The 24,489-nt window shown below is 43.5% G+C and carries 28 protein-coding genes; 20 read left to right on the forward strand and 8 right to left on the reverse strand.

Annotated elements, in window-relative coordinates; genetic code table 11:
* The first annotated feature begins 23 nt into the window (after window positions 1–23).
* From H8B19_RS08455 to glpG, 4 genes are read left to right on the forward strand one after another with little or no spacing between them, the layout of a single operon-like run.
* Entirely contained in the window at window positions 24–1,220 is a 1,197-nt protein-coding gene (locus H8B19_RS08455) for a glycine C-acetyltransferase (RefSeq protein ID WP_186506361.1), read from the forward strand.
* Window positions 1,217–2,239: an L-threonine 3-dehydrogenase gene (gene tdh, locus H8B19_RS08460; protein WP_186506362.1), complete on the forward strand. Its 1,023-nt coding sequence runs from the start codon at window positions 1,217–1,219 to the stop codon at window positions 2,237–2,239. Before H8B19_RS08455 ends, tdh begins: the two co-directional genes overlap by 4 nt.
* Window positions 2,239–2,568 carry a thiosulfate sulfurtransferase GlpE gene (glpE, locus tag H8B19_RS08465; RefSeq protein WP_186506363.1) on the forward strand — a complete coding sequence of 110 codons (330 nt, stop codon included), beginning with the start codon at window positions 2,239–2,241 and terminating at the stop codon, window positions 2,566–2,568. Before tdh ends, glpE begins: the two co-directional genes overlap by 1 nt.
* Window positions 2,558–3,409 carry a rhomboid family intramembrane serine protease GlpG gene (glpG, locus tag H8B19_RS08470; protein WP_186506364.1) on the forward strand — a complete coding sequence of 284 codons (852 nt, stop codon included), beginning with the start codon at window positions 2,558–2,560 and terminating at the stop codon, window positions 3,407–3,409. The genes glpE and glpG overlap by 11 nt, the downstream gene beginning before the upstream one ends.
* A 6-nt stretch (window positions 3,410–3,415) precedes the next feature.
* Here the strand turns inward: glpG and H8B19_RS08475 are convergent, their stop codons facing one another.
* Complete coding sequence (locus H8B19_RS08475; protein WP_186506365.1) at window positions 3,416–3,808, reverse strand: flagellar basal body-associated protein FliL; 393 nt, start codon at window positions 3,806–3,808, stop codon at window positions 3,416–3,418.
* Window positions 3,809–3,944: 136 nt separating this feature from the next.
* On the opposite strand from H8B19_RS08475, the gene H8B19_RS08480 reads away from it, so the two are divergent.
* Together H8B19_RS08480 and ubiA are read left to right on the forward strand one after the other, a co-directional pair.
* On the forward strand, window positions 3,945–4,520 hold the full coding sequence (locus H8B19_RS08480) for a chorismate--pyruvate lyase family protein (protein WP_186506366.1): 576 nt from the start codon (window positions 3,945–3,947) through the stop codon (window positions 4,518–4,520).
* Complete coding sequence (ubiA, locus tag H8B19_RS08485; RefSeq protein ID WP_422121152.1) at window positions 4,495–5,367, forward strand: 4-hydroxybenzoate octaprenyltransferase; 873 nt, start codon at window positions 4,495–4,497, stop codon at window positions 5,365–5,367. Before H8B19_RS08480 ends, ubiA begins: the two co-directional genes overlap by 26 nt.
* On the opposite strand, the gene H8B19_RS08490 is transcribed toward ubiA, so the two are convergent.
* Complete coding sequence (locus tag H8B19_RS08490; protein ID WP_186506368.1) at window positions 5,364–6,230, reverse strand: type 2 periplasmic-binding domain-containing protein; 867 nt, start codon at window positions 6,228–6,230, stop codon at window positions 5,364–5,366. The genes ubiA and H8B19_RS08490 overlap by 4 nt on opposite strands.
* 324 nt (window positions 6,231–6,554) lie before the next feature.
* Between H8B19_RS08490 and H8B19_RS08495 the strand changes: the two genes are divergently transcribed.
* Entirely contained in the window at window positions 6,555–7,232 is a 678-nt protein-coding gene (locus tag H8B19_RS08495; protein WP_241737541.1) for a substrate-binding periplasmic protein, read from the forward strand.
* Between the two features lie 21 nt (window positions 7,233–7,253).
* Here the strand turns inward: H8B19_RS08495 and plsB are convergent, their stop codons facing one another.
* On the reverse strand, window positions 7,254–9,689 hold the full coding sequence (gene plsB, locus H8B19_RS08500) for a glycerol-3-phosphate 1-O-acyltransferase PlsB (protein WP_186506370.1): 2,436 nt from the start codon (window positions 9,687–9,689) through the stop codon (window positions 7,254–7,256).
* A gap of 204 nt (window positions 9,690–9,893) precedes the next feature.
* Here plsB and lexA point away from each other — a divergent pair, with 204 nt between their 5' ends.
* The 5 genes from lexA to H8B19_RS08525 all read left to right on the forward strand — a co-directional run bounded on the left by lexA (window position 9,894) and on the right by H8B19_RS08525 (window position 15,022).
* Entirely contained in the window at window positions 9,894–10,517 is a 624-nt protein-coding gene (lexA, locus tag H8B19_RS08505) for a transcriptional repressor LexA (RefSeq protein ID WP_186506371.1), read from the forward strand.
* A 329-nt stretch (window positions 10,518–10,846) separates the two neighbouring features.
* Window positions 10,847–11,968, forward strand: a complete 1,122-nt coding sequence (gene coxB, locus H8B19_RS08510; protein WP_186506427.1) for a cytochrome c oxidase subunit II — start codon at window positions 10,847–10,849, stop codon at window positions 11,966–11,968.
* 10 nt (window positions 11,969–11,978) lie between these two features.
* A complete protein-coding gene (gene ctaD, locus H8B19_RS08515; RefSeq protein ID WP_186506428.1) occupies window positions 11,979–13,571 on the forward strand; it encodes a cytochrome c oxidase subunit I in 1,593 nt (530 codons plus the stop codon).
* Window positions 13,572–13,573: 2 nt separating this feature from the next.
* Window positions 13,574–14,122, forward strand: coding sequence for a cytochrome c oxidase assembly protein (locus tag H8B19_RS08520; protein WP_186506372.1), 549 nt, complete (start codon window positions 13,574–13,576; stop codon window positions 14,120–14,122).
* A gap of 18 nt (window positions 14,123–14,140) precedes the next feature.
* Entirely contained in the window at window positions 14,141–15,022 is an 882-nt protein-coding gene (locus tag H8B19_RS08525) for a cytochrome c oxidase subunit 3 (protein WP_186506373.1), read from the forward strand.
* A 30-nt stretch (window positions 15,023–15,052) separates the two neighbouring features.
* Here H8B19_RS08525 and H8B19_RS08530 read toward each other — a convergent pair whose 3' ends face one another.
* A complete protein-coding gene (locus tag H8B19_RS08530; RefSeq protein WP_186506374.1) occupies window positions 15,053–15,262 on the reverse strand; it encodes a DUF2909 domain-containing protein in 210 nt (69 codons plus the stop codon).
* Window positions 15,263–15,274: 12 nt separating this feature from the next.
* Between H8B19_RS08530 and H8B19_RS08535 the strand changes: the two genes are divergently transcribed.
* From H8B19_RS08535 to H8B19_RS08555, 5 genes are read left to right on the forward strand one after another with little or no spacing between them, the layout of a single operon-like run.
* A complete protein-coding gene (locus H8B19_RS08535; protein ID WP_186506375.1) occupies window positions 15,275–16,003 on the forward strand; it encodes an SURF1 family protein in 729 nt (242 codons plus the stop codon).
* Window positions 15,996–16,550, forward strand: a complete 555-nt coding sequence (locus H8B19_RS08540) for a hypothetical protein (protein WP_186506376.1) — start codon at window positions 15,996–15,998, stop codon at window positions 16,548–16,550. Before H8B19_RS08535 ends, H8B19_RS08540 begins: the two co-directional genes overlap by 8 nt.
* Before the next feature lie 13 nt (window positions 16,551–16,563).
* On the forward strand, window positions 16,564–17,541 hold the full coding sequence (locus H8B19_RS08545; protein ID WP_186506377.1) for a COX15/CtaA family protein: 978 nt from the start codon (window positions 16,564–16,566) through the stop codon (window positions 17,539–17,541).
* 6 nt (window positions 17,542–17,547) lie between these two features.
* A complete protein-coding gene (gene cyoE, locus H8B19_RS08550) occupies window positions 17,548–18,459 on the forward strand; it encodes a heme o synthase (protein WP_186506378.1) in 912 nt (303 codons plus the stop codon).
* The gene (locus tag H8B19_RS08555; protein WP_186506379.1) at window positions 18,456–19,094 is read left to right on the forward strand and encodes an SCO family protein; all 639 of its coding nucleotides are present in this window, start codon (window positions 18,456–18,458) and stop codon (window positions 19,092–19,094) included. The genes cyoE and H8B19_RS08555 overlap by 4 nt, the downstream gene beginning before the upstream one ends.
* Here H8B19_RS08555 and H8B19_RS08560 read toward each other — a convergent pair.
* Window positions 19,091–20,095: a polysaccharide deacetylase family protein gene (locus H8B19_RS08560; protein WP_186506380.1), complete on the reverse strand. Its 1,005-nt coding sequence runs from the start codon at window positions 20,093–20,095 to the stop codon at window positions 19,091–19,093. The genes H8B19_RS08555 and H8B19_RS08560 overlap by 4 nt on opposite strands.
* 108 nt (window positions 20,096–20,203) lie before the next feature.
* On the opposite strand from H8B19_RS08560, the gene H8B19_RS08565 reads away from it, so the two are divergent.
* A complete protein-coding gene (locus H8B19_RS08565; protein ID WP_186506381.1) occupies window positions 20,204–21,532 on the forward strand; it encodes an MATE family efflux transporter in 1,329 nt (442 codons plus the stop codon).
* Here the strand turns inward: H8B19_RS08565 and H8B19_RS08570 are convergent.
* The 3 genes from H8B19_RS08570 to H8B19_RS08580 all read right to left on the reverse strand — a co-directional run bounded on the left by H8B19_RS08570 (window position 21,495) and on the right by H8B19_RS08580 (window position 23,225).
* Window positions 21,495–21,770 (reverse strand): hypothetical protein, encoded by a 276-nt coding sequence (locus H8B19_RS08570; protein WP_186506382.1) that lies wholly within the window; start codon window positions 21,768–21,770, stop codon window positions 21,495–21,497. The two genes, H8B19_RS08565 and H8B19_RS08570, sit on opposite strands and share 38 nt — an antisense overlap.
* A 20-nt stretch (window positions 21,771–21,790) precedes the next feature.
* Window positions 21,791–22,369, reverse strand: coding sequence for a Fe-S biogenesis protein NfuA (gene nfuA, locus H8B19_RS08575; protein ID WP_186506383.1), 579 nt, complete (start codon window positions 22,367–22,369; stop codon window positions 21,791–21,793).
* 130 nt (window positions 22,370–22,499) lie between these two features.
* A complete protein-coding gene (locus H8B19_RS08580; protein ID WP_186506384.1) occupies window positions 22,500–23,225 on the reverse strand; it encodes a ComF family protein in 726 nt (241 codons plus the stop codon).
* Between the two features lie 39 nt (window positions 23,226–23,264).
* Between H8B19_RS08580 and bioH the strand changes: the two genes are divergently transcribed.
* A complete protein-coding gene (gene bioH / locus H8B19_RS08585; protein WP_186506385.1) occupies window positions 23,265–24,044 on the forward strand; it encodes a pimeloyl-ACP methyl ester esterase BioH in 780 nt (259 codons plus the stop codon).
* A gap of 111 nt (window positions 24,045–24,155) precedes the next feature.
* A complete protein-coding gene (locus tag H8B19_RS08590; RefSeq protein ID WP_186506386.1) occupies window positions 24,156–24,482 on the forward strand; it encodes a hypothetical protein in 327 nt (108 codons plus the stop codon).
* The last annotated feature ends 7 nt before the right edge of the window (window positions 24,483–24,489 follow it).

Genomic DNA, 24,489 nt, shown 5'->3' on the forward strand with positions numbered 1-24,489 from the left:
CACAACGCCTTGAGAGTTAAGCAATGAAATCCGATTTTTTTACCCAAATTCAGCAACAGCTGGATGAAACCCGACAGCAAGGGCTTTATAAAAATGAGCGTATTATCACCTCATCTCAACAAGCTGATATTGGCATTAGTACTGGCCAGCATGTTTTAAATTTCTGCGCAAATAACTATCTTGGATTAGCGAATCATCCGACGCTTATTGAAGCTGCAAAAGCTGGCTTAGACTCTCACGGCTTTGGTATGGCATCAGTACGTTTTATTTGTGGTACGCAGGATATTCACAAAACACTGGAAAATAAGCTTAGTGATTTTTTGGGCATGGAAGACACCATCCTCTACTCTTCCTGTTTTGACGCCAATGCCGGTTTATTTGAAACATTACTAGGTCCGGAAGACGCCATTGTGTCTGATGCACTTAATCATGCCAGCATCATCGATGGTGTGCGATTATGTAAGGCCAAACGCTACCGTTATGCAAACAACAACATGCAGGAATTGGAGCAGCAACTTCAACAAGCCCGTAGCGACAACGCGCGCCATATCCTTATTGCCACCGACGGTGTTTTTTCCATGGATGGTGTCATTGCTAACTTAAAAGCGATTTGTGATCTAGCGGATAAATATGACGCACTGGTGATGGTTGATGACTCCCATGCGGTGGGTTTTATCGGTGAAAATGGCCGAGGCAGCCACGAATATTGTGATGTGATGGGTCGCGTCGATATTATAACCGGTACATTAGGCAAAGCCATGGGCGGGGCTTCAGGTGGTTACACTTCTGCAAAGAAAGAAGTTATTGACTGGTTACGTCAACGCTCACGCCCTTATTTATTTTCTAACTCATTAGCACCGGCGATTGTTAGTGCTTCAATTGCCGTTATTGATTTACTGGCAAAAAGTTCAGCACTGCGTGAGCAACTCATTCAAAACAGCCAATATTTCCGCCAACGTATGACAGAGGCAGGTTTTGAGTTGGCTGGCGCTGATCACGCCATAATTCCCGTTATGCTGGGTGACGCCAAACTGGCAGCACAAATGGCAGAAAAAATGCTGGAACGTGACATATATGTGGTTGGATTCTCGTTCCCGGTTGTTCCACAAAACAAAGCACGTATTCGTACTCAAATGTCAGCTTCTCATACTAAACAACAGTTAGATCGTGCCATTGAAGCTTTTATTGAAGTAGGTAAAGAGCTGGGAGTAATCGCATGAGAGCCCTCAGCAAATTAAAAGCCGAAAAAGGCATCTGGCTGACGGATGTAGACATGCCAGAAATGGGTCACAACGACCTGCTGATTAAAATTCGTAAAACCGCAATTTGCGGCACCGATATGCATATTTATCACTGGGATGAATGGTCACAAAACACCATTCCGGTGCCGATGGTTGTTGGCCACGAATATGTAGGCGAAGTGGTTGATATGGGGCAGGAAGTACGCGGATTTAGTGTTGGTGATCGTGTATCCGGCGAAGGTCATATTACTTGTGGTCATTGCCGTAACTGTCGCGCAGGTCGTCGTCATTTATGCCGCAATACCGTAGGTGTAGGTGTAAATCGTCCGGGTGCTTTTGCTGAATATCTGGTTATTCCTGCATTTAATGCGTTTAAAATTCCACATAACATCAGTGATGATCTTGCTGCTATTTTTGACCCCTTTGGTAACGCTGTGCACACCGCATTATCGTTTGATTTGGTCGGCGAGGACGTATTAATAACAGGTGCAGGTCCTATTGGCATCATGGCAGCTGCGGTTGCCCGACACGTTGGAGCGCGTCACGTCGTCATTACAGATATAAATCCTTATCGTCTGGAACTCGCGCGTAAAATGGGCGCAACACGTGCCGTAGACGTCAGTAAAGAAAATCTTAAAGACACCATGAATGAATTAGGCATGACCGAAGGCTTCGATATCGGTCTGGAGATGTCAGGCGTACCGGCAGCATTCAATGATATGTTGGCCAAAATGAACAACGGTGGCAAGATTGCCCTGTTAGGTATTCCCCCGGGTGATATGGCAGTTGACTGGAACCAGGTTATTTTCAAAGGATTAGTGATCAAAGGTATTTATGGCCGCGAAATGTTTGAAACCTGGTACAAAATGGCCAGTCTGATTCAGTCCGGATTAGATCTTACCCCGATGATCACTCATAAAATGCCGGTTGATGATTACATCAATGGTTTTGAAACCATGGCATCGGGACAATCAGGTAAAGTTATTTTGGAGTGGTAATGGAGCATTTTGCCCATATTTCTGTACAAGACACACAGCAAAAGCTTGCCGACGGGCAAGCTAAGTTAGTAGACATTCGTGATGAACGTTCATTCGAAGCGGCTCATATTGAAGGAGCGTGGCATTTGACCAATGGCTCGCTTAATCAGTTTATGCAGGACACTGATTTTGAAACCCCGGTAATAGTTTGCTGCTATCACGGAAACAGTAGCCAGCAGGCCGCTCAATATCTGATTCATCAGGGTTTTGAAGAGGTATACAGCATGGATGGCGGATTTGAAGCCTGGCGTTTAAATTACCCTTTTGTATCGGGTGACCATGCTGGTTAGTTTCGCAGACGAATCCCCGGCCCGATTATTATGTCATTACCTGCAGTCTCAGGGGCTGCAGGTAGAGTATCAGCTTGTCAGTGGCGACTATCCTCACACGATAGTGTTAACAAACCCGGCTCAGCTGGAGACTGCCAAACAACACACACAGGCTTTTCTGGACAATCCGCAGGATAAACGATTTCAGCAATCAGCCTGGCAATCCGGTAATCAGATAGATATGCAACTGCCTGCGATATTTTCCTTTAGTCAGCTAACACAATATTGCCGTATGGCGCCCTTTTCCAGTCTGATACTGATACTTTGTCTGTTTTTCTATCTCACTGCACAGGCCGGGTTATTTGTTCAGGTCAAGAATTTATTAACGTTCCAGCCGCTTGAAACGTTACAACTGACCGGACAATGGTGGCGGTTAATAAGCCCAACTTTATTACATTTTTCTATTTTGCATATCGCATTTAATTTGCTGTGGTGGGCATCACTGGGCAAACAAATTGAATGGAAGTTTGGCAGCCTGACCTTAGTGATTTTGTATTTATTTAGCGGTATTGTATCTAACTACGGCCAGTATTTAGCATCGGGTGTGCATTTTGGTGGCTTATCTGGCGTGGTGTATGCGGTGCTTGGATTTGTTTGGTGGATCGGTTGGCTTAAACCACAATGGGGAATGCAATTACCGAAATCGATTATTGGCTTTATGTTGGTATGGCTGATATTCGGTTATCTGGACGTATTGTGGGTGCAAATGGCCAATACAGCACACACACTTGGGCTAATTTGCGGATGTGCTTTTGCCTGGGTAATCAGCTTAATAGGTAACAAAGACAAAACTGAATATTAGCGCTATCTAGCCCTGATAAAGGTATTTAGTAAAGATAACGTCTTTAATCATTTCTCTACCTGTTTCTTTTTTTAATCGCTCACGCAATGTATTTAACACAATCTGGCGAATTTCCTCACGTCCGGTCAGTGATTTCACTTTATCAGCAGGCTGGCGACCAAAAATATCAATGGTGATATCGCGCAGCAAAGGCGCGTGATGAGTCACAATTTCCATATAGCTGACATCTTCAAGCATGAGTTCAACTGAAACACGGATGTAACCCAAATTGCGGCTGCTGCCACCAATGAAATTAGTGACAATATCCGGTTCAAGTCCGTAATAAGCATATTCTGCTTTGGCTTGTCCCGGCAGCCACAACGCGGCTAGCAATATGATTAATACACCCAGTTTATTCATGTCCCAAATTCCTTAGGAGATCCTGTCTTGACAATCAAATGTTACCATCAATAAGCATAATGATTAACAGATTACTTTTTTGCTTTAATCTGACTTGTTATCATCTTGTTTTTACTTCGTACTGGTTGTATTCGATTTGACCAAGCTCGTCTCTTTTCCGCTCGATTGCTCTCCACAATGGTTGTCGGCAGAAAGTCTGAAAATTCCAGATCCATTATTAAAAAACTGGTTGCTGGACACCGGTTCATTAACTGAACGACTGCAAGCACATACACGGCATTTTAGAGTGGAGCTGCTGGGTCAACAAACACTCGACATTAAACAAGATGAGCAAACTGCGTTACAAAGTAAACACAAAAAAGCAGTAGTGCGCGAAGTGCTGTTACAGGGTGAACAGCAAAACTGGGTGTTCGCTCATTCCTTAATGACGCCGAATATCAATGATGATAATTGTCGTTCGCTCACTGAACTGGGTAACCAACCTTTAGGTAAAGTGATTTTTAATGATAACTGCTTTACCCGCAGCCCTTTTGAATTGTGCAGGCTGAATGGCGGTAGTCGTCTACATTATTTGCTTGGAATAAATGAATCACTTGAGCTTTGGGGACGGCGTTCACTCTTTAGCTTTGAGCACTATGGTATTCTGGTTGCAGAAATATTTTTACCCAGCGCTCCGGCCTATAAAAATCAGATGGAATATACTCGTGGCTAATTTTTTTTCAGCTTTTATGCGTTTAACGCGATTAAATAAACCCATCGGCATTTTTCTATTATTGTGGCCAACATACTGGGCGGTGTGGATTGCAGCCAACGGCAATCCCTCGATCAAAATGCTGGTCATTTTTACTCTGGGTGTAATAGTGATGCGTTCAGCGGGCTGCGTTATCAATGATTTCGCGGATCGTAAAGTTGATGGAGCAGTAAAACGCACAGCGATGCGGCCACTGGCAACCGGAGAACTAAGCTCCAAACAAGCACTAATAATTTTCTTTGCGTTACTAATTATGGCTTTTATTCTGGTGCTTCAGTTAAATACAAACACCATAAAACTTTCAGTTATCGCTGTAGTGCTCGCGTCCTCTTATCCTTTTTTCAAACGTTTCACTCATCTGCCACAGGTGATATTAGGCGCCGCTTTTGGTTGGGGCATTCCAATGGCGTTTATGGCAACAAACAATAGTATTTCTGAGGTTGCATGGTGGCTGTTTGCAGCCAATTTATGCTGGACTGTTGCCTATGACACACAATATGCGATGACCGACAGGGATGACGACCTTAAAGTCGGCATTAAATCGACGGCCATCTTATTCGGCCGGTATGATTTATTAATCATTGCCTTACTGCAAATAACAACATTATTGTTACTTGCAAGAGTTGGATTGGGACTGGGCTTTGATCTTTATTATTATGCCGGTTTAGCTATTGCAGCGGGTTTCTTTGTTTACCAGTATCAAATAACCAAAAACCGCGACCGTATGGCCTGTTTTCACGCATTTTTAAACAATCACTATGCCGGATTAATGATTTGGGCCGGACTGCTACTGAATTATTACTTTTAATTTGGATGATACCAAAGACTTTTGTTATGCAAAGGTGTAGCAGCGGATAGTTGTGGGTTTTCAAGTTTAATAATCCGCTTATTTGGCAAGTCGGCTTGTTGTAATACGTCAGCAAAGAATTGTTGAAAAAGCTGTTCAAACTCCCCGTTTTCAACTGCTATCTTTAAGCCCTGATACAAAATGTCATGCAAGTCTCGGTTATCCTTATTCACAAAAAAATAGACAGCCATTGGGTACTGCAACACTAAATCCGCCTGAATATCGACATTTGAAGTCGCCAGTTCATCACGTTCCTGCCATATCTCGATAACCGAGCGCGGGAAATAGTCAACGCGATTAAGACTGAGCATATTTTGCAAACTTTGCGTGGTTGCACTGGTTTCCACACGGAACCCATTGTGTTTTAGAATATCGGTATCGGGCCAGTCAACACCTTGACCTGCAATCAGTGTCTGAAGTTTTTTTAGCGGCATGTCCGCTGTAAATGCCCGCTGTTTGGATTGATTAATCAGTAACATTCGCCAGCCAATCAATCCTTTATACAAAGGAATACGTATCGGTAGCAACGCAGATTCGCGCTGAATATTGCTTACCATCCAGTGCACATCATACACCCCGGACTTGAGTAATGTTACGCTACGCCCCTGCGGCATGGTTGGAATAGAGACAGGTTGTAAACTTAGCTTTGAATCAGCATTTTCCAGTGCCAGCTGCAACAAAGCAGAATAATAACGATCCTGATGCTGATAAAAAGAACTCTGATGGTTAAAAGGATACCGAATCACATCCGGTGTTACTTGCGCCGAACCGCAGGGTAAATACCCAAACCAGCCCAACACTAACCAGATAATTGATTTGTACATAAAGACGACCTTTAACCACTTGATTGAAAAACGTACTCATCAAATAACGTTTTATTAACATAAAGCTAACTATAGCCAGTTTTATATTGAAAGATACTTCAAACTCACTTGCGTGAGTGTTTGTTTTGCGTCGACAGCATTAGCATACAAAGCGGAAGGTTATTCAACACAGCGAAATCTGAAAACTTGTGTCATATGGATGATAATTCCATCTGGTATAACAATTTTTATACGGTATCATTCGCACCTCATCCACTGTTCAATTTGTTTATGCAGGAACCAGAGTAAATCTACATGCGAGTTTTTTTGTTGATTGTGTTTTTTATGTCCCCCATTGCTCTGGCGGAAAACGTGCTTCGTTCATCTGTTTCTCCCGAATTTACCCACGGCCTGCATGTAAAATACCTGCAATATATGGCCGACAAACTAAGTATGAAACTGGATATTTACCCTATGCCTTTCGCACGTCGCATTTCTGCCCTAAGACAGGGACAAATCGATCTCATGGTAGGCATGCAACGCGAGAATAGTCTTCAGGATGACGTTATCTACCTGCAGCCACATTATGAAGAGCTACAACATACTTTTTTTGTATTAAAAACTCAGCAGAGCAGTATTAACAGCTTTGAAGATCTGCAGGATAAAACCATTGGAGTGACCATTCACGCCAAATACTACCATCAGTTTAACAGCCAGACTGATTTGGCTCTTGTGGCAGTTTCTTCCCTCAAACAAAAAATTGAGTTATTGCAAAAAGGTCGTATAGATACGTTTATTCACTACAAAGAAAGCACATTACCAACATTAGAAAAAATGGGGTTGTCTGACAAAATTGTTATAGCAAACTATCAGCCAACTGAATCACACCCATATTTCGCGACAATTACGACTAAAAGTCGCTTATTTGAACGTAAAGACGAAGTGGAAAAAATAATTCAACAGGGCGTAGCCAACGGAGACTTTAAGCGTATCCGCCAATTGCACTATCAGGACACCCCTTAAAATTAAATATGTATTCGCCAGCTAAGGCTGGCGAATACTTTTGGCGATATCAGCAGCCAGCCAATGATTAAAACAGCCTAATAACCAATTGCTTTGCTCACTGCGATGCAGTACACCACTGCTATCAATTGTTGCAAGTTTCGATTCACGCAAAGATTGCACCAAAGAAGCAATAATATTCTTGTCATAAAACTCAGGAGCGGTGACCTTATGCAAACGACTTAAATGCTCGGCCAATTTAATACTTTGTTTTTCCAGCGATTGACGACTTAGTCCGGATTCATCGTCTAACAACGTTAATATAATCGCATATCGTTGGATGGTCGGCTGTGCGACATTATTCAGGATACTCAGTAAAAAGTAGGCGTCGCTGCCTCGTTCAGCCGCTTCAAATTGCCCTTCATTGTTCTGCAAAAGATTATTTTCCAGCATAGCCTGCAACATGTCTTGCATCAGACCAAGCATCTGCTGCCAATCCATATGCAAAAACAATTCTCTTTTGAGCAGAGGAAAAATTAAGGCCATACGCCGTTCAATATCAGCTTTTGCCAGACTTTTTTCACCTAACACCATAGCGGCAATTAACCCCGGCAACATAAAGAGATGAATAGTGTTATTACGATAATACGTCATCGCAATAGCACTGGGCTCATTTAACGATATAACCTGCCCGAAATTATCATTACGAACGTCAAACTTATTCAAAGACAATATATGATCAACCAGCTTTTTACCCTGTATAGCTGGTAAGGTCATCAGCCTGCTATACGGAGCCTGCTTAAATAACTGCAGAAAACCATCCATGCAAAACTGCAATTCATTGCGGGTTAACGCATGCTGTTCAGACGCAAGTAAACAAGTAGAGGCCAAATTCATACCGTTAATGGCCGCGGCCTGATTGACCCGCTGCATAACCTGCGTCGCTAACTGATTGACCACAGGAGTTAACCAGGTGGGTTTCTTATCTGGATTTTCTTCTATATCGTTACGCCAACCGGTTTGATGCTGGTCGATAAACTGTGTCAGATTGATGGGATCACCAAAGTTCAGGCAGCCAATACCGTAATTTTTTAATTTACGTAATGCAGAAAAAACCTGCCAGAAAGATTCTTTTTTCTTTTGGCTACCACGCAATTCGTTAAGGTAACTGGCCACTTCCATTACGTGTTCGTAACCAATATACACGGGCACCAGACTGATAGGACGCTTACTATTTTTAAACAGACTTTGTACCGTCATCGCCAGCATACCGGTTTTAGGCGGTAATAAACGCCCGGTGCGGCTGCGTCCACCTTCAGGATAATATTTAACCGAATATCCACGATTAAACAATTGTTCCAAATACTCGCGGAAAATTGCGGTATACAACTTGTTACCGGCAAAACTGCGGCGGATAAAGAAAGCACCGGCTCGTCTGAAAATGGGTCCAGCTGGCCAGAAATTGAGATTGATTCCTGCCGCGATGTGCGGAATCATCAGTCCCTGATGGTAAATCACATAGGTGAGTAACAGATAATCCATATGACTACGGTGACAGGGTACATAGATAATTTCATGACCACTTTGCGCCAGCTGCCTTATTTTATCTGAGTGATGAATTTCCAGGCCGTTATATACCTTATTCCACAAACGAGTAAGCAGCTTTTCGGCAATACGAATCAAGCCTTCTTTATAATCACCGGCAATTTCATCGGCATAACTTTTTGCACGAACCATCGCTTTATCATGGCTCAACTTTTTTGACTGTTTCTCTTCTGCAATAGCTTCCTGAACCGCTGCCGATGCAAGCACACTTTGAATAATTTGTTCACGCGCCATTTGTCTGGGCCCAACAACCGCTTGTTTGCGGCGCTGAAAGTGGGCTCTTGCAACACGAATAAGCTTGTGCGCAATTTCGCAATCAGTACCATGCTCGCTCGACATATAGGCAGACGACACCGCCTTACTAAAATAAACCAGATTATCGCGTCCTAAAAACATCACCATAAAGGCTTTTCTTAACCAGTTTGGAGACGACTTGCTAATCAATATGTCACGCCAGCTGGCCTCTGTTTTACCTGGCGCTCTGCCCCAGAAACAGGCAACAGGTACTATTTGAATATCCAGATTGGGATCCTGATGATGCGCCTGAAAAATCCGGGTAACTTGTTTATCTATGTCACTGCGACCAGGTTTACTGCCAAACAAGGGCATTGGACCTTCCAAAAATAAACAGCTATCAATATTTTCATTAGCAATAGTTATTGAACCAGAAGGAGCAGGTAAGCCCAATTTTTTCGCAGCTTTACTCAACGCCAATCTATCGCTCAAAGACTGGTTTTTTAACAAATAGATGATCGGACGGGCGGGGTCCAGCCCCAATTCTGATTGAATATCAGTGGGTACCACTTTAGTTTTAATAAACCATTTTGCCGGTATCGAGATGATTGCGGACAGCCCTTTTTGCAACCACGTCATAATCATTAATGCTCCTGAATAAGAATGCGCCAAAGCATAGCACCTAGCAGACACAAAAGGCGGATTATACAAGTTTAGCTTTAGTGATAGCACCTGAAACTTTCAATTAACCACGTTAAATGGGTCTAAAATACGCATTCCTCTTGTACTAACAAACAAAATGGTTATACACTAGTTTAAACTGTATAGAAAAACAGGCTGTTTATGCGTCCACTAACTCCAAGACAACAACAGATACTGCAACTGATTAAAGACACAGTAGCAGATACCGGTATGCCCCCCACAAGGGCTGAAATTGCCAAACAATTAGGTTTTAAATCAGCCAATGCCGCGGAAGAACACTTAAAAGCACTGGCCAAAAAAGGGGTGATTGAAATATTACCTGGAACTTCTCGTGGTATCCGGGTTGCAACTAATGATGATGAGATGGAACTGGAACAAGGCCTCCCTCTGGTTGGACGCGTTGCTGCAGGAGAACCTATTTTGGCTCAGGAACACGTGGAAACCCACTATAAAGTGGATCCATCCATGTTTCATCCCAGTGCCGATTTCCTATTACGTGTTAGCGGCATGAGTATGAAAGACATTGGTATTTTGGATGGCGATTTACTGGCAGTTCACCGCACTAAAGATATACGTAACGGTCAGGTTGTCGTTGCTCGGGTGGATGAAGACGTCACTGTTAAACGTTTCGAACGTAAAGGCAGTCAGGTGTTACTGCATGCCGAGAATGAAGAGTTTTCACCCATTAAAGTTGATTTGTCTGTACAACCTTTTGATATTGAAGGTATCGCTGTTGGTGTTATTCGCAATAGCGACTGGATGTAATTCCCCCCTCCTATTTTTAATTTTCCTAACTAACCAAAAAGTTAACTTGTATAAAATCTAAACAAGTTAACTTTTTTATGTTATCAATACCCAAACGCTCACTTTTTAACCAAACAAATCATTTTTTAGACAAAAAGCTAGACGTCCACCTTTAAAGTGAGTAATTCTTGTACTCTTATTAACGTTTTTTTTTACATAAGCGCGTAATTTTAAACAACAAAATTTGGAATATCTTGCCGTCTTAGCAAGAGCAAAGTGTGGGTTGCTATTGCTATGTAGATTGCCAAACAAGGAGAAGTCACGTGAAAAAAGGTGTGCTCAAAAGGGCCATGGCCGTCCTTGCGTTATTGTCTGCATCTGCTTTGGCTGAAAGCAATGGTGAAAGTATGCGGTTGAACCTGACCAAAGGCGTAACCGATATAAGCCAGCAGGTTTACGACCTGCATATGACCATCTTTATGATCTGTGTGGTTATTGGGGTGGTGGTATTTGGTGCCATGTTTATATCTATGTATCTGCACCGCAAGTCTCGTGGTGCAAAACCCGCCAATTTCCATGAAAGTACCAAAGTGGAAATAGTCTGGACCGTTATTCCGTTTCTAATTCTGATCGGAATTGCCATTCCAGCAGCGAAAACCTTAATTGCCATGGAAGATCCCAGTAATCCCGACGTTACCGTTCTGGTAACCGGTTCACAGTGGAAGTGGCACTACAAGTATATGGACAACGATGTTGAGTATTACTCGGTGCTCGCCACACAGCCCGAACAGATCCATAACAAATTTGAGAAACAACAAAATTACTTGCTTGAAGTTGATCGTCCCCTGGTGATCCCCACAGGACAAAAAGTCCGATTTCTGATCACCTCTGACGACGTTATCCATTCCTGGTGGATGCCTGCCTTTGCAGTTAAAAAAGATGCCAATCCCGGTTTTATTAACGAAGCCTGGACCCGGGTAAACGAGCCTGGCATCTATCGTGGCCAATGTGCCGAGCTGTGTGGCAAGGATCACGGTTTTATGCCTATTGTGGTTATCGCCAAAGAGCCTGCCGACTATCAAAACTGGGTTGATGAGCAAGCTGAAATTCAGCGTAAAGCTAAAGAAGAAGAACAAAAACTATTGGCCATGAACATGAGCATGGAAGAGCTAATGGAAAACGGCCAAAAAGTTTATCAATCAACCTGTGCGGCTTGTCACCAGGGCAATGGTGAAGGTTTACCAGGTATTTTCCCCGCACTTAAAAACAGTCCAGTCGCTACCGGTGATGTAAAACATCACATCGATGTAGTGGTACATGGAGTCAGTGGCACTGCAATGCAGGCGTTTGGTAAGCAGCTGAGCTTGAAAGATTTAGCTTCAGTGATCACCTATGAACGTAACGCATGGGGAAACAGTACCGGCGAAACGGTTCAGGCTAAAGACGTCAATGCAGTGATAAAAGGTCAATAGGAGAAAGATGATGAGTAGCGCAGCAGAACAAGTGCACCACGACGAACATCACGATCATCATGCTCCCAGCGGGATTAAACGCTGGTTGTATACCACAAACCACAAAGACATAGGCACATTGTACCTATGGTTTGCCTTTATCATGTTTTTAACGGGTGGGGCGATGGCCATGGTAATTCGCGCCGAATTATTTGAGCCAGGTCTACAAATTGTTGAACCCAACTTTTTTAACCAGATGACAACCGTTCACGGACTGATAATGGTATTTGGAGCAGTAATGCCCGCGTTTACCGGCCTGGCTAACTGGATGGTCCCAATGATGATAGGTGCGCCGGATATGGCGCTGCCGCGCATGAATAACTGGAGTTTCTGGATCCTGCCTTTTGCTTTTCTAATCCTGTTATCTTCATTATTTTTAGAAGGCGGTGGTCCTAATTTTGGCTGGACATTCTATGCACCGCTTTCAACCACTTACAGCAACGACAGCACTGCGTTATTTGTATTCTCAGTACACATCATGGGGGCATCCTCGATAATGGGGGCAATTAACGTCATCGTTACTATTTTCAATATGCGCGCCCCGGGCATGACTTTTATGAAAATGCCGCTGTTTGTGTGGACCTGGTTAATCACCGCGTTTTTGCTGATCGCAGTAATGCCAGTACTGGCAGGAGCTGTGACCATGGTGTTAACCGATAAGTTTTTTGGTACCAGCTTCTTTAATGCTGCAGGAGGTGGTGATCCGGTGATGTTCCAGCATATTTTCTGGTTCTTTGGTCACCCTGAGGTTTACATTATGATACTGCCTGCATTTGGCATTATTTCTCAGATTGTACCGACTTTTGCGCGCAAACCTTTGTTTGGCTATGCATCGATGGTGTATGCAACCGCTTCAATCGCGTTACTGTCTTTTATCGTATGGGCGCACCATATGTTCACCACAGGCATGCCCCTGTTTGCTGAAATGTTTTTTATGATAGCAACCATGCTAATTTCAGTGCCTACCGGGGTGAAAGTATTTAACTGGGTAGCAACCATGTGGCGAGGCTCCCTGACCTTTGAAGTCCCCATGATGTTTGCTCTGGCATTTATTGTATTGTTTACCATTGGCGGATTCTCAGGCCTGATGCTGGCAATTACACCAGTAGATTTCCAGTACCATGACACCTACTTTGTTGTCGCACACTTCCATTATGTTCTGGTGACAGGTGCCATCTTTTCGATAATGGCGGCGGCTTATTACTGGTTACCCAAATGGACCGGTAAGATGTATGACGTCACACTGGCCAAATGGCATTTCTGGTGTTCACTCATCTCAGTTAATTTGCTGTTTTTCCCCATGCATTTTGTAGGGCTGGCTGGTATGCCCAGACGTATTCCGGATTATTCATTGCAATTTGCCGATTTTAATAAATGGATCAGCATTGGTGGTTTCGCCTTCGGCCTCTCACAACTGATTTTCCTCGCGTTGTTAATTAAGGCCTGCAAAAAACAAGGTGAACCAGTATCAGCCAGAGTATGGGAAGGTGCAGAAGGTTTAGAATGGGAAGTACCTTCTCCCGCTCCTTACCATACGTTTGAAACACCACCGGTAGTGAAATAAGCATGAGCAATCACACCTCACCACAGCACAACAAAACAGTGTTCAAACTGCTGTTAGTGGTGGTGGGGATGTTTGGTTTTGGCTTTTTGCTGGTTCCGCTCTATGACGTATTTTGTGATATCACAGGTATTAACGGTAAAACCAATGATACTGCAGCGGCTTATCAACACGTGGAAATTGATACTTCGCGTTTGATTACTGTGGAATTTATCACTCGTACTAATACAGGTATGCCTTGGGTGTTTCGCTCTGAGACAAAAAAAATCCAGGTGCATCCCGGAGAACTGAAAGAAGTGGATTTTTACGCTCACAATCCAGCCAGTTACGACATTGTTGGGCAGGCTGTACCTTCAGTTTCCCCCGGACTGGCGTCCCTGTATTTGAATAAAACAGAATGCTTCTGCTTTGAACAACAACCATTAAAAGCCGGAGAAGAAGCACGGATGCCAATGCGTTTTTATATCGATCCGCAAATACCAGAAGACATTAATTATTTTACCTTGTCTTACACCCTTTACGATGTAACCAGCAACAAAGTCGCGATGAGATAAGGAAATAGGGAGAAGATCATGTCACAACAACAATATGAAAAATATTATGTTCCTGCGCAAAGTCCCTGGCCAATTGTAGGTGCCGTGGCGCTGTTTTTAATAGCGGTGGGAGCCGGAAACTTTGTTATTGAATCAAGTAAAGGTGAAGACGGGTATGGCGGATTAATTCTGCTGGCGGGGCTGATCACCTTATTTACCATGTTAATTGGCTGGTTCAGAGACCAAATTCATGAGTCGATGAATGGCATACACAGCAAACAGTTAGGACGCTCCTACCGACAAGGTATGAGCTGGTTTATTTTTTCAGAAGTCATGTTTTTCGCCGCATTCTTTGGGGCATTGTTTTATGCCAGAGTCATTTCCACCCAGTGGTTGGGTGGAGCATCCAATAATGCTATGACTAACGAAGTTTTATGGCCGGGCTTTGAAGCGATATGGCCTCTGGTGACAACACCTGATGGAACAACAACTGAAGCCATGGGCTGGTATGGGTTGCCACTGATAAACACAGTGGTCCTGCTTTTGTCCTCTGTAACTTGCCATTTTGCTCATGTAGGACTGGAAACTGGCAATCGCAAAAAACTGACCTCACTGTTAGGCGTGACTATTTTACTGGGTATTTTCTTTCTAATCTTACAAGCCGAAGAATATATCCATGCCTATCGTGAAATGGGGTTAACTTTGCAGTCTGGGGTGTACGGTAATACCTTTTTTATGCTCACAGGCTTTCATGGATTACATGTCACTCTGGGTACCATTTTACTGATTGTGATGTTTTTCCGGGTACTTAAAGGCCACTTCAATGCCGAAAACCAATTCGCCTTTATGGCAGCAAGCTGGTACTGGCACTTTGTAGATGTGGTGTGGGTGATGCTGTTTTTCTTTGTTTACGTATTGTGACGAGAGATGGTTGCCGCTTCGGCGGCAACATTAAAACATTCTCGGATTAGGCGTAATAAGGCCAGTTGCCATCGCCACTAATAATAAAATAACAATAATGGCGGAAAGTAGTACCCGCCGACCAATAAATTTACTCATGGGCGGTTGATTAGGCTCATCTTTGAGCATCACCAACATGGCACGAAACAGGTTGTAAACCATAAGCAGTAATAAGCCACCCACAATGATTTTAATTAACATAATTCGCCTCCTATGACCTTGAAACTAGGCCGGTATCGAATTCCAATTGTTGCAACCTTAATCAGTATGCTGGCATTTGTCACCATGCTCCAGCTTGGTTTTTGGCAACTGGACCGTGCCGAACAGAAAAACCAGCGTCTCAAACAAATACAACAACGCCAGCAATCACAATCCTATGCGCTAAATGAACTGCTCAGTCAAAAAGGCGATATCAGAGACTACCCGATTGAAGTAAAAGGGCATTTTATACAGGAAAAACTGTTCTTCATTGATAACCGAATTGTGCATGGTCAAATTGGTTACCATGTAGTGGCTTTATTTCAGACAAATTGGGGAGTGCTAGCCGTAAATCTCGGCTGGATAAAAGCACCGGCCACCAGAGAGCTGCTGCCTTTAGTATCTGTACCAGCCAGTCAGCAAACGCTTCAAGGCACACTAGCCATTCCCGATTTAAATCCGATGATTAATGATTCATTAAAAACAACAAATACATGGCCTGTCAGAATTCAGCAAATAGATTTACAACAAATGCAAACTGTATCGCAGTTAAACCTTTTACCAATAGTGTTACAGCTTGCTCCTGATCCATCGCAACCGCTCATTCGCCAATGGCAAGCTGTGGTAATGCCGCCGGAGAAACACATCGCTTATGCCATTCAGTGGTTTGGACTGGCTTCGGCAGCCTTAATTATCACCATCATTGCCCTTTTCAGATATAACCGGGAAATCCACAATGAATAATAAAAAGATCATGATTGTACTGGCTATTGTTTTCATTTTACCGGTCGCATTAGCCAAACTAGCCCTCGAATTAGACTGGTTTAACCGTGCCGCAACCAATAAAGGTGAATTACTCGAGCCCGTGCTGGATGCCACGCCGCTGTATTCGAAAACAAAACCACCGACGATCTGGAGACTGGTGTACGTGATACCAGAGCAGTGTGACCAATCCTGTAAAAATGCCATCTACAGTATCCATCAGGTTTGGCTGGCGCTGGGGCGCGAAAGCGACAGAGTTCAGGCTCTCCTTATCACCACCGAACAAAGCGACCCTACAATCAATAATGATATCAAACAGTTAGATAACATCCACCAGCTGCAAACCAGCACACAAAACATCCAAAATGTGTTTAAACAATCATCAGCTGATGGTATTTTCGTCGTTGATACTTTGCAAAACATAATATTGCGCTATGGATTGCAGCAACAAAAACAAAAAGCGGTTATGCACAGCCGCGACATACTAGCCGATGTAAAAAAACTGCTTAAGCTTTCACGCATTGGTTAAAGGAGCAAATATCGTGAAGAAAATGGTGTTGGCTAGTCTTTTCCTTGTATTTGCCGTGATTATTTTAGGCGCCTATACCCGCCTGACCGATGCAGGGCTCGGCTGCCCCGACTGGCCAGGCTGTTATGGTCATTACAGCGTGCCTAAACAAGCTGCACATGTTGCTGCAGCAGAACAGGCCTTCCCGCATCGTCCAATCGAACCCCACAAAGCTCGCAATGAAATGGTACATCGCTATTTTGCTGGTGCATTAGGATTGCTCATACTGGGTATTTTTGTGGTGAGTTTGCTTAACCGTAAACCTATGCGCCCATTAAAGCTGCCGCTACTGCTGGTAATACTGGTATGTTTTCAGGCCGCTCTTGGTATGTGGACCGTGACATTAAATCTTATGCCATTAGTGGTGATGGGACATTTACTCGGTGGATTCAGTATTCTGGCATGTCTCTATTTACTGCATCTGCGACTTTCGGGTTTTCGTATTCCGGGGGGCGATCCTCACGTCAGGAAACTGGCGAAATTCACCTTGATCGGATTGTTTATCGTCATTGGACAAATTGCCTTAGGCGGCTGGACCAGCGCCAATTATGCAGCTCTGGCCTGCACTGAATTGCCGGTTTGCGAGCCCGGTTGGTGGCAAAAACTCGACTTTATCGGTGCTTTCAGTATTCCCTCTGCCGAAAACTATGAATTTGGTGTACACGACTATGGTGAACGCATGACAATGCACATTATGCATCGTGCCGGCGCGTTAGTTACATTCATCTATTTATGCTGGCTGGCAAGTAAACTGTATCGTGTGGCTCATACTGATACCTTTAAAAATCAGGCTATCGTTTTAGTACTGGTACTGGGTTTGCAAGTAGCTTTAGGTATCAGTAATGTAGTATTCAGTTTACCTGTTGCTATTGCCGTTATGCACAACGCCGTTGGTGCCTGTTTGTTAATGGTGATGGTTTTGATTAACTACACCCTGTTCCGCAAAGCGTGAGGTGATATGAGCTCAAAAACTCTAACAAACAAACCCATGTATAAAGCCCGGGTGAGCTGGCGTGATTATTATGAAATGACCAAACCCAAAGTCATTCTATTATTATTGCTCACAGCTGTAGTTGGGATGTGTTTATCAAGTCCCGGTGCATTGCCCTGGGTGAATGTGATCGCAGGGCTGTTTGGTATAGGTTTGCTCTCGTCATCAGCAGCAGTCATTAATCATGTGGTCGATCGTCAGATTGATGCGAAAATGGCACGCACTCATAACCGCCCGGTTCCCAGAGGGAAAATATCACCGCAACATGCGTTAGCATTTGCCTTTGTACTGGCGATAATCGGTTACGCAGCCCTCGAAATATGGGTAAACCGACTCACTGCCTTACTCACGCTCGCCAGCATGGTAGGTTACGCGGTGATCTACACTATGTATCTTAAGCGTGCGACACCACAAAACATTGTAATAGGCGGCTTAGCAGGTGCGGCGCCGCCATTGCTAGGCTGGAGTGCCATTTCCGATAGCATTCACCCACATGCACTTTTGCTGGTCTTAATTATTTATACCTGGACGCCCCCGCATTTCTGGGCTCTGGCCATTCATCGCGAAAAAGATTACAGCAAAGCTGGCGTGCCAATGCTGCCCGTAACCCATGGCATCGATTTCACCAAAACCTCCGTATTTTTGTATACCATTTTGCTGTGTATTGTATGTTTATTGCCTTATCTGGTGGGTATGACAGGTATCATTTATTTGCTTGGGGCGACCTTATTAAATATCGGCTTTTTGTATTATGCCTGGAAACTTAAATTTGATGCTGACGCAGACACAGCCATGAAAACATTTAAATTTTCCATTGTGCATTTAATGTTATTATTTTTACTGCTGCTCATCGATCACTACCTAAAAATCACGCTATGAATTTACGCTCTGTTTTAATTTCACTGATTCTGCTGTTATCTCTTCTTGCCGGGGTGTACTTTTCAACAAAAGTATCTCCCCCGGAAGCGTCAATTCAGTATGCCAATATGTACCCTGCCCCCCGGGATTTAGGAGATGTACAATTAACAGATCAACAAGGGCAGGCCTTTACAGCTGAACAGCTCAAACAACACTGGACGCTGGCCTTTGTCGGCTATACCTATTGCCCGGATATCTGCCCGACAACACTGGCCAGCCTTAATGAAATTTATCCTGAGCTGCAAAAAATAAAATCTGAATATCCGGTTCAAGTGCTATTTATATCAGTAGACCCGGCGCGCGATACAACCGAACGCCTAAAAGATTATATTGCGTTTTTTAACCCGGAGTTTATTGCCGCCAGCGCAGAACACGCAGTGTTATTTCCGCTAATCCGCAAGCTAGGCATGATGTATGGCATCAACGATAGCACCGAGGATGGTAACTATTTAGTCGATCACAGCGCTTCAGTTGTCATTATTAATCCACAAGCACAGGTGATTGGACGCTTTAAACCCACACATCAACTTGGTCAGCCGTCAATTAGCGACAATCAGAAAATCCTCGCCGATATGCCGTTAATCATGCGGCCTTAGTCCAGCCAGTTTCCATTGTTGTCTGCAGCGAAAAACGGAATAGAATACCAATAATATCGACCACTTAAGCTATTGCTCGGCACGGTGCAATTAATACGGCTGCGCCCGGCTGGTATATTACCTTTTGGCTGAATAGTAAATTGTTGTTTGTTCCAGCTTACATCCAGAGCCTCTGAATCCTGAAAGCAACTTAAACCGCTATTACGCATATCAGACAAATCAACCTGCACTTTAATAAGTGGATACTTTTCTCCCGCTTTAAATTCAGTATCGGCTAAATTTATCGAAGTAACCGGCATTGCCAGCGAGGCCATTTTAACTTGCAGAGTTTTTAAGTTGGCATATATACCTGCCGATGGAAATCTCGGTAACGCGCTAAAATCAGAGTAAGCCGCAACCGCACCGGATTGCTGGCCAAAACCAACATAACCATTGTCTGTCATCCACTGCTGGATTTGTTGATTATATTCTCCATAGGGATAGGCCACATATTTAAGGCTGTATCCAAGTTGCTGCTGCAAGCTACTCTCTGCCCTTTGTATGTTGCGGGTAATACGTGAAAACCACTGCTCATCAGTTTCATCCTGCTGCTTTTGCAACAAGTGAACATGTTCGTTGGTGTGATTGGCAAACAATACATTCTGCTGTGACATTTGTTTTATTTGCTGCCAGGTGAGTTGATTCGCCCTGACTCCGATCTGATCCGGATTTACAAATACGGTGTAAGGAAATTGGTACTCTTGCAGCATAGGATGGGCATTTTGCAAAATATCGATATACCCATCATCAAAGGTAATGGCCAGTGTATTGGCTGGTAAATTGTTTTGTTTTAACGCCTTAACCATCTTATCCAGCGGCCATACTGTGTAATGTTGTTTAATCAAATTAAGATGCTGACGAAACTGCTCTACAGTTACTGAGGTACTGGCGGGGGTTTCACTGCTGACATGATGGTAAACCAGAATCACCCCACTTTGTGCCATGGCGTTAATCGAACACATACACAACCCGGCAAGTAAGCAATTTTTGATTTTAGAATAGAAGTTCTTAATAACGTTTTCCTTTATAATCAGCCTTCAACCCGAATAACTGCATTAAATCATTTTTTTATGATGAACAGCTACTGGCGCAACAACAAAAGTGATGTAACAAAAATCATGGCTATCTCGTGGCCAATGTTTTTGAGTAACTTATCGCAACCCTTACTGGGCTTTGTTGATACTGCGGTGGTGGGTCATATGAATGCTGTGCATTTTTTGGCGGGTGTGGCTATCGGCTCAATGTTAATTACCCAGATTTACTGGTTGTGTGGTGCACTTCGTATGAGCACCACAGGCTTAAGTGCACAGGCAAAAGGTGCCGGGTCAATTAGAGATGCCAGTCGTGCTTTGTGGCAGGGCGTCTTTGTGGCTCTATCAGCTGCGATACTCATCATTGCTGCTCAAAAGCTGTTTATCTCAGTCGCAATCAATATTACCGATGCCAGTCATGACCTTGCACAGGTTATCAATGATTATTTCACTACACGACTAGCAGGAGCACCGGCCGCATTAACCAATATGGTGTTAGTAGGTTGGTTAATAGGGCAGCAACAAGTCAAAGTGGTGATGTGGATTCAGATTTTGTCTAACCTGCTCAATGTCGTATTAAATCTTTTATTTGTATATGGCTTTAATATGGGCGTAAAAGGCGTCGCTTTTGCCACAGTCATTACTGAATACACAACCTGCATCGCGATGTTGTATTTCATTTTTCCTCAGGTAAAAAAAGCACAGATTGAAGCGCTCTGGTTTCGCCTGAGCTCGCTAACCACCATGCTACGTCTGAATAGCAATATGTTTTTGCGCAATCTGGCTTTGCAGTTTTGTCTGGCGTTTATGGTCGTGAAAGCAGCACAATGGGGCGAAGATATAGTCGCGGTTAACAATTTATTGCATCAGTTTTTCGTTTTCTGTGCGCTCGGGCTGGACGCCATTGCCTATGCGGCAGAAGCATTAATCGGCGAAAATAAAGGGGCTAAAAAATCTCAGGGCATCATCGAAATTACCCGTACCGGACTGCTCATATCCTCTGCACTGGCACTCTTTTATTGCATTATTTTTACGGTATTTGGTAATAATATCGTCAGCTTATTAACCGATTTACCTTCACTGCAAACACTAGCCAGCGACTACCTGCTTTATGTTTGTATATTGCCATTACTAGCACACTGGTGTTTTTTAATGGATGGTGTCTACGTGGGTCTTAGCCGCGCAATACAAATGCGTAACAGTATGATTTTCAGCGCAGTGGGTGTTTTCCTGCCTGTTTATTATTTGCTGGAACATCAGCAAAACCATGGGTTATGGATTGCCTTTTTAGCCTTTGTCAGCGCCAGAGGGGCTTGTTTGCTTGCTCACTTCACTTATCTCTGCCGCCGCGAGGCTCTGATAAATTAATCACCTGAGCAAAACGATTGGCTAAAATGCCGACGTAACCTGTCATCGCCACAACAAAACTGATTAACATTATTGCCAGACTCAGCCATTTGAGTATCACAGCATAAGTTTGCATAAAATTAACCGACACATAAACACCAACCAACCCCACCACAAAAGCAATAAGCCCGGTAAAAAAAAGACGCGAACTCCTTTGAGGAGCCGCGCCTAATTTATATATAAGATGTTTAAACGTCATGCTAAGTGGCGTTACAGAACTTAGTAGTAAGAATGCTCACCGGCTTCATGCTCAGTGGCATCTTTTACCGCAGTTAATTCATTAGGAAACTGTGCTAACAATTGCTTTTCGATGCCTTCCTTTAAAGTAACATCTACCATTGAGCAGCCATTACAACCACCGCCAAACTGCAAACGAGCAATGCCATCTTTGGTTACTTCGACTAACATAACCTTACCGCCATGGCTGGCCAGTTGAGGATTAATCTCCGCATCCAACACATAATTAATGCGCTCAATTAAGGGTGCATCTTCGTCGACCTGACGCACCTTAGCATTAGGCGCTTTTAAGGTTAACTGAGAACCCATCTGGTCGGTAACAAAGTCAATTTCTGCTTCTTCCAGATAGGGCGCACTTTCCGCGTCAACGACTGCATCAAATCCATCAAAATTAAAACGCAAATCGGTGTCTTCAACCGCCTCGGCCGGACAGTAAGACACACCACACTCCGCACTTGGCGTGCCAGGATTGACGACAAATACCCGAATATTAGTGTCTTCAGCTTGAGATCCCAGCAATTTGACAAAATGTTGCTGTGCCGATTGTGAAATAGTGATCATATCTTTTCCCGTAGGATGAAAATTTACGCTAGTTTATCAAGATTACCTGACTAAATCACTCAGGTAATCTTGATAAACCATAAATGGGGACAGGTAAGATAATCTCAAGCAGCTATAACATTTTGGTTCTTTACAAACTAATGCAAACACACCAGATATCAATGCGCATTTGAGGATATTGTCGCTGAATTGTACGTTTAAGTTCATTGACTGTAGAGCCTGTCGTGATGATATCGTCAAATATAGCAATATGTTGGTAGGTCTTATTAGCAACCACTTCAAATGCATTTTTCAGATTTTTACGTCGTTGACCGCCACTAAGTTCAGTCTGTGCCTGAGTATATTTAACCCGTTTGCAAAAGGTGTCGTCTAAGGCCAGTTCAAAATATTCAGCGACATAGCGCGCCACTTCCCGCGCTTGATTGTAGTGGCGCTGTTTATAGCGTTTGTGATGTAAAGGCACCGGTACGATAGCCTCCGGCAAGATATCATCTGCGCTGTCTATCGCCTTACAGAACAAATCAGCCAAGGCTTTGGCGTTAACCAGTTGTCGATTAAATTTAAGCGCCAATAACATAGATTTAAGCGGTTGCTGATAATTGGCTATGGCGATAAGTCGTTCACAAGACATTCCCGGCAATGCAGATGCAATACGGGGCACGTTCAGTAAATGGTAATCACAGGCATTTAAGTCCATTAAAACTATGTCGTCCTGACAACATTTACACAGCAAGGTCATTGAAGGCTGATGGCAGACCAGACATAATTGCGGTATATGCTGAGCCAATTTCTTGAGTAACAGACGTAGTTGTTGAGCATAGATAACAACGCTTCGCCATTGAATCAATCCAGCCAATCTGAATCATCCTTTTCAAACAGGTAGTAACGTAACTTTATGACAAATTGTATTTATCGCCATCAAACCGGTCAGGGAAAAGATTTGGTATTTCTACATGGTTGGGGAGTAAATTCAGGAGTTTGGCAGGGAATCAATCAGGTGTTGCAACAGGATTACCGGATACACACTATTGACTTACCCGGCTTTGGATTAAGCCATCAATGTCTTCCCGATGAATACAATTTACAAAAAATCAGTACGTTAGTGGAGCCTCATATTCCAGCAGGAGCAATATTAATTGGTTGGTCCTTAGGAGGCCTGGTAGCCAATCAAATTGCGTTAAACAATCAGGTGCAGCTTGCAGGACTGATTAATATTGCCTCTTCTCCAAAGTTTGTTAGCGATAAAAACTGGCAAGGGATTAACTTTAAAGTCCTGCAAATGTTCTCTGAACAATTACAGGAAGATTTTGCTAAAACGCTGGAGCGTTTTCTGGCAATTCAGGCTATGGGTAGTCAGTCTGCCCGGCAAGATATAAAGGCACTTAACGCTGCAGTAGCGCAATACCCATCACCAAATGTGAATGCATTGATAGGAGGTTTGCAAATTCTGGAGTACACGGATTTACGCCAGCAGTTAAACACGATTGAAATTCCCGTATTAAATTGTTTTGGACGTTTGGATTCATTGGTGCCAGCAAAAACACAACCAGCGATTACTGAATGTTATACAAATAGTCAGGTTGTCACTTTCGAAAAAGCCTCACATGCGCCCTTTATTTCTCATCCTGAAGACTTTATTAAGGCCATAAAAGGCTTTGTAGACCAAATACACTAGAACACAGCGATATATAGCGGAGTTCGATTAGTAAAATAAAAGCTAACAAACACTTCAAACAAACTTGCTTTTGGTTAATAATTAACCATGAGGTAAGTGAGAGGTGGTAGTATGGCTATGAATGTTGATAACAACGTCAACTCGGCTTTGCTGTCTGGGGTGTTTGGCTTGCAACAGGCATCCAATGGAATAACTCAGACATCAACCGATATCGCAATCAAAACAGCACAACAGCGGGATACGCAGGACGTACTGGCAGATGCTGCCCGTCAGCAATTAAAATTACCCGGTAATCTAATTAATAGTTTGCAGGGACAAGATAGCGTGACATCTGATCTTGTATCATTACAAACTAATTTACGCTATGCGCAAGCATCCGCGAAAGTAATCGGTGTTGCTGACAATATGATTGGCCGCCTTATCGACGATATCGCTTAAGTACGAC

This window comes from Neptunicella marina (genome assembly GCF_014270035.1).
GTDB classification, from domain to species: Bacteria; Pseudomonadota; Gammaproteobacteria; order Enterobacterales; family Alteromonadaceae; genus Neptunicella; species Neptunicella marina.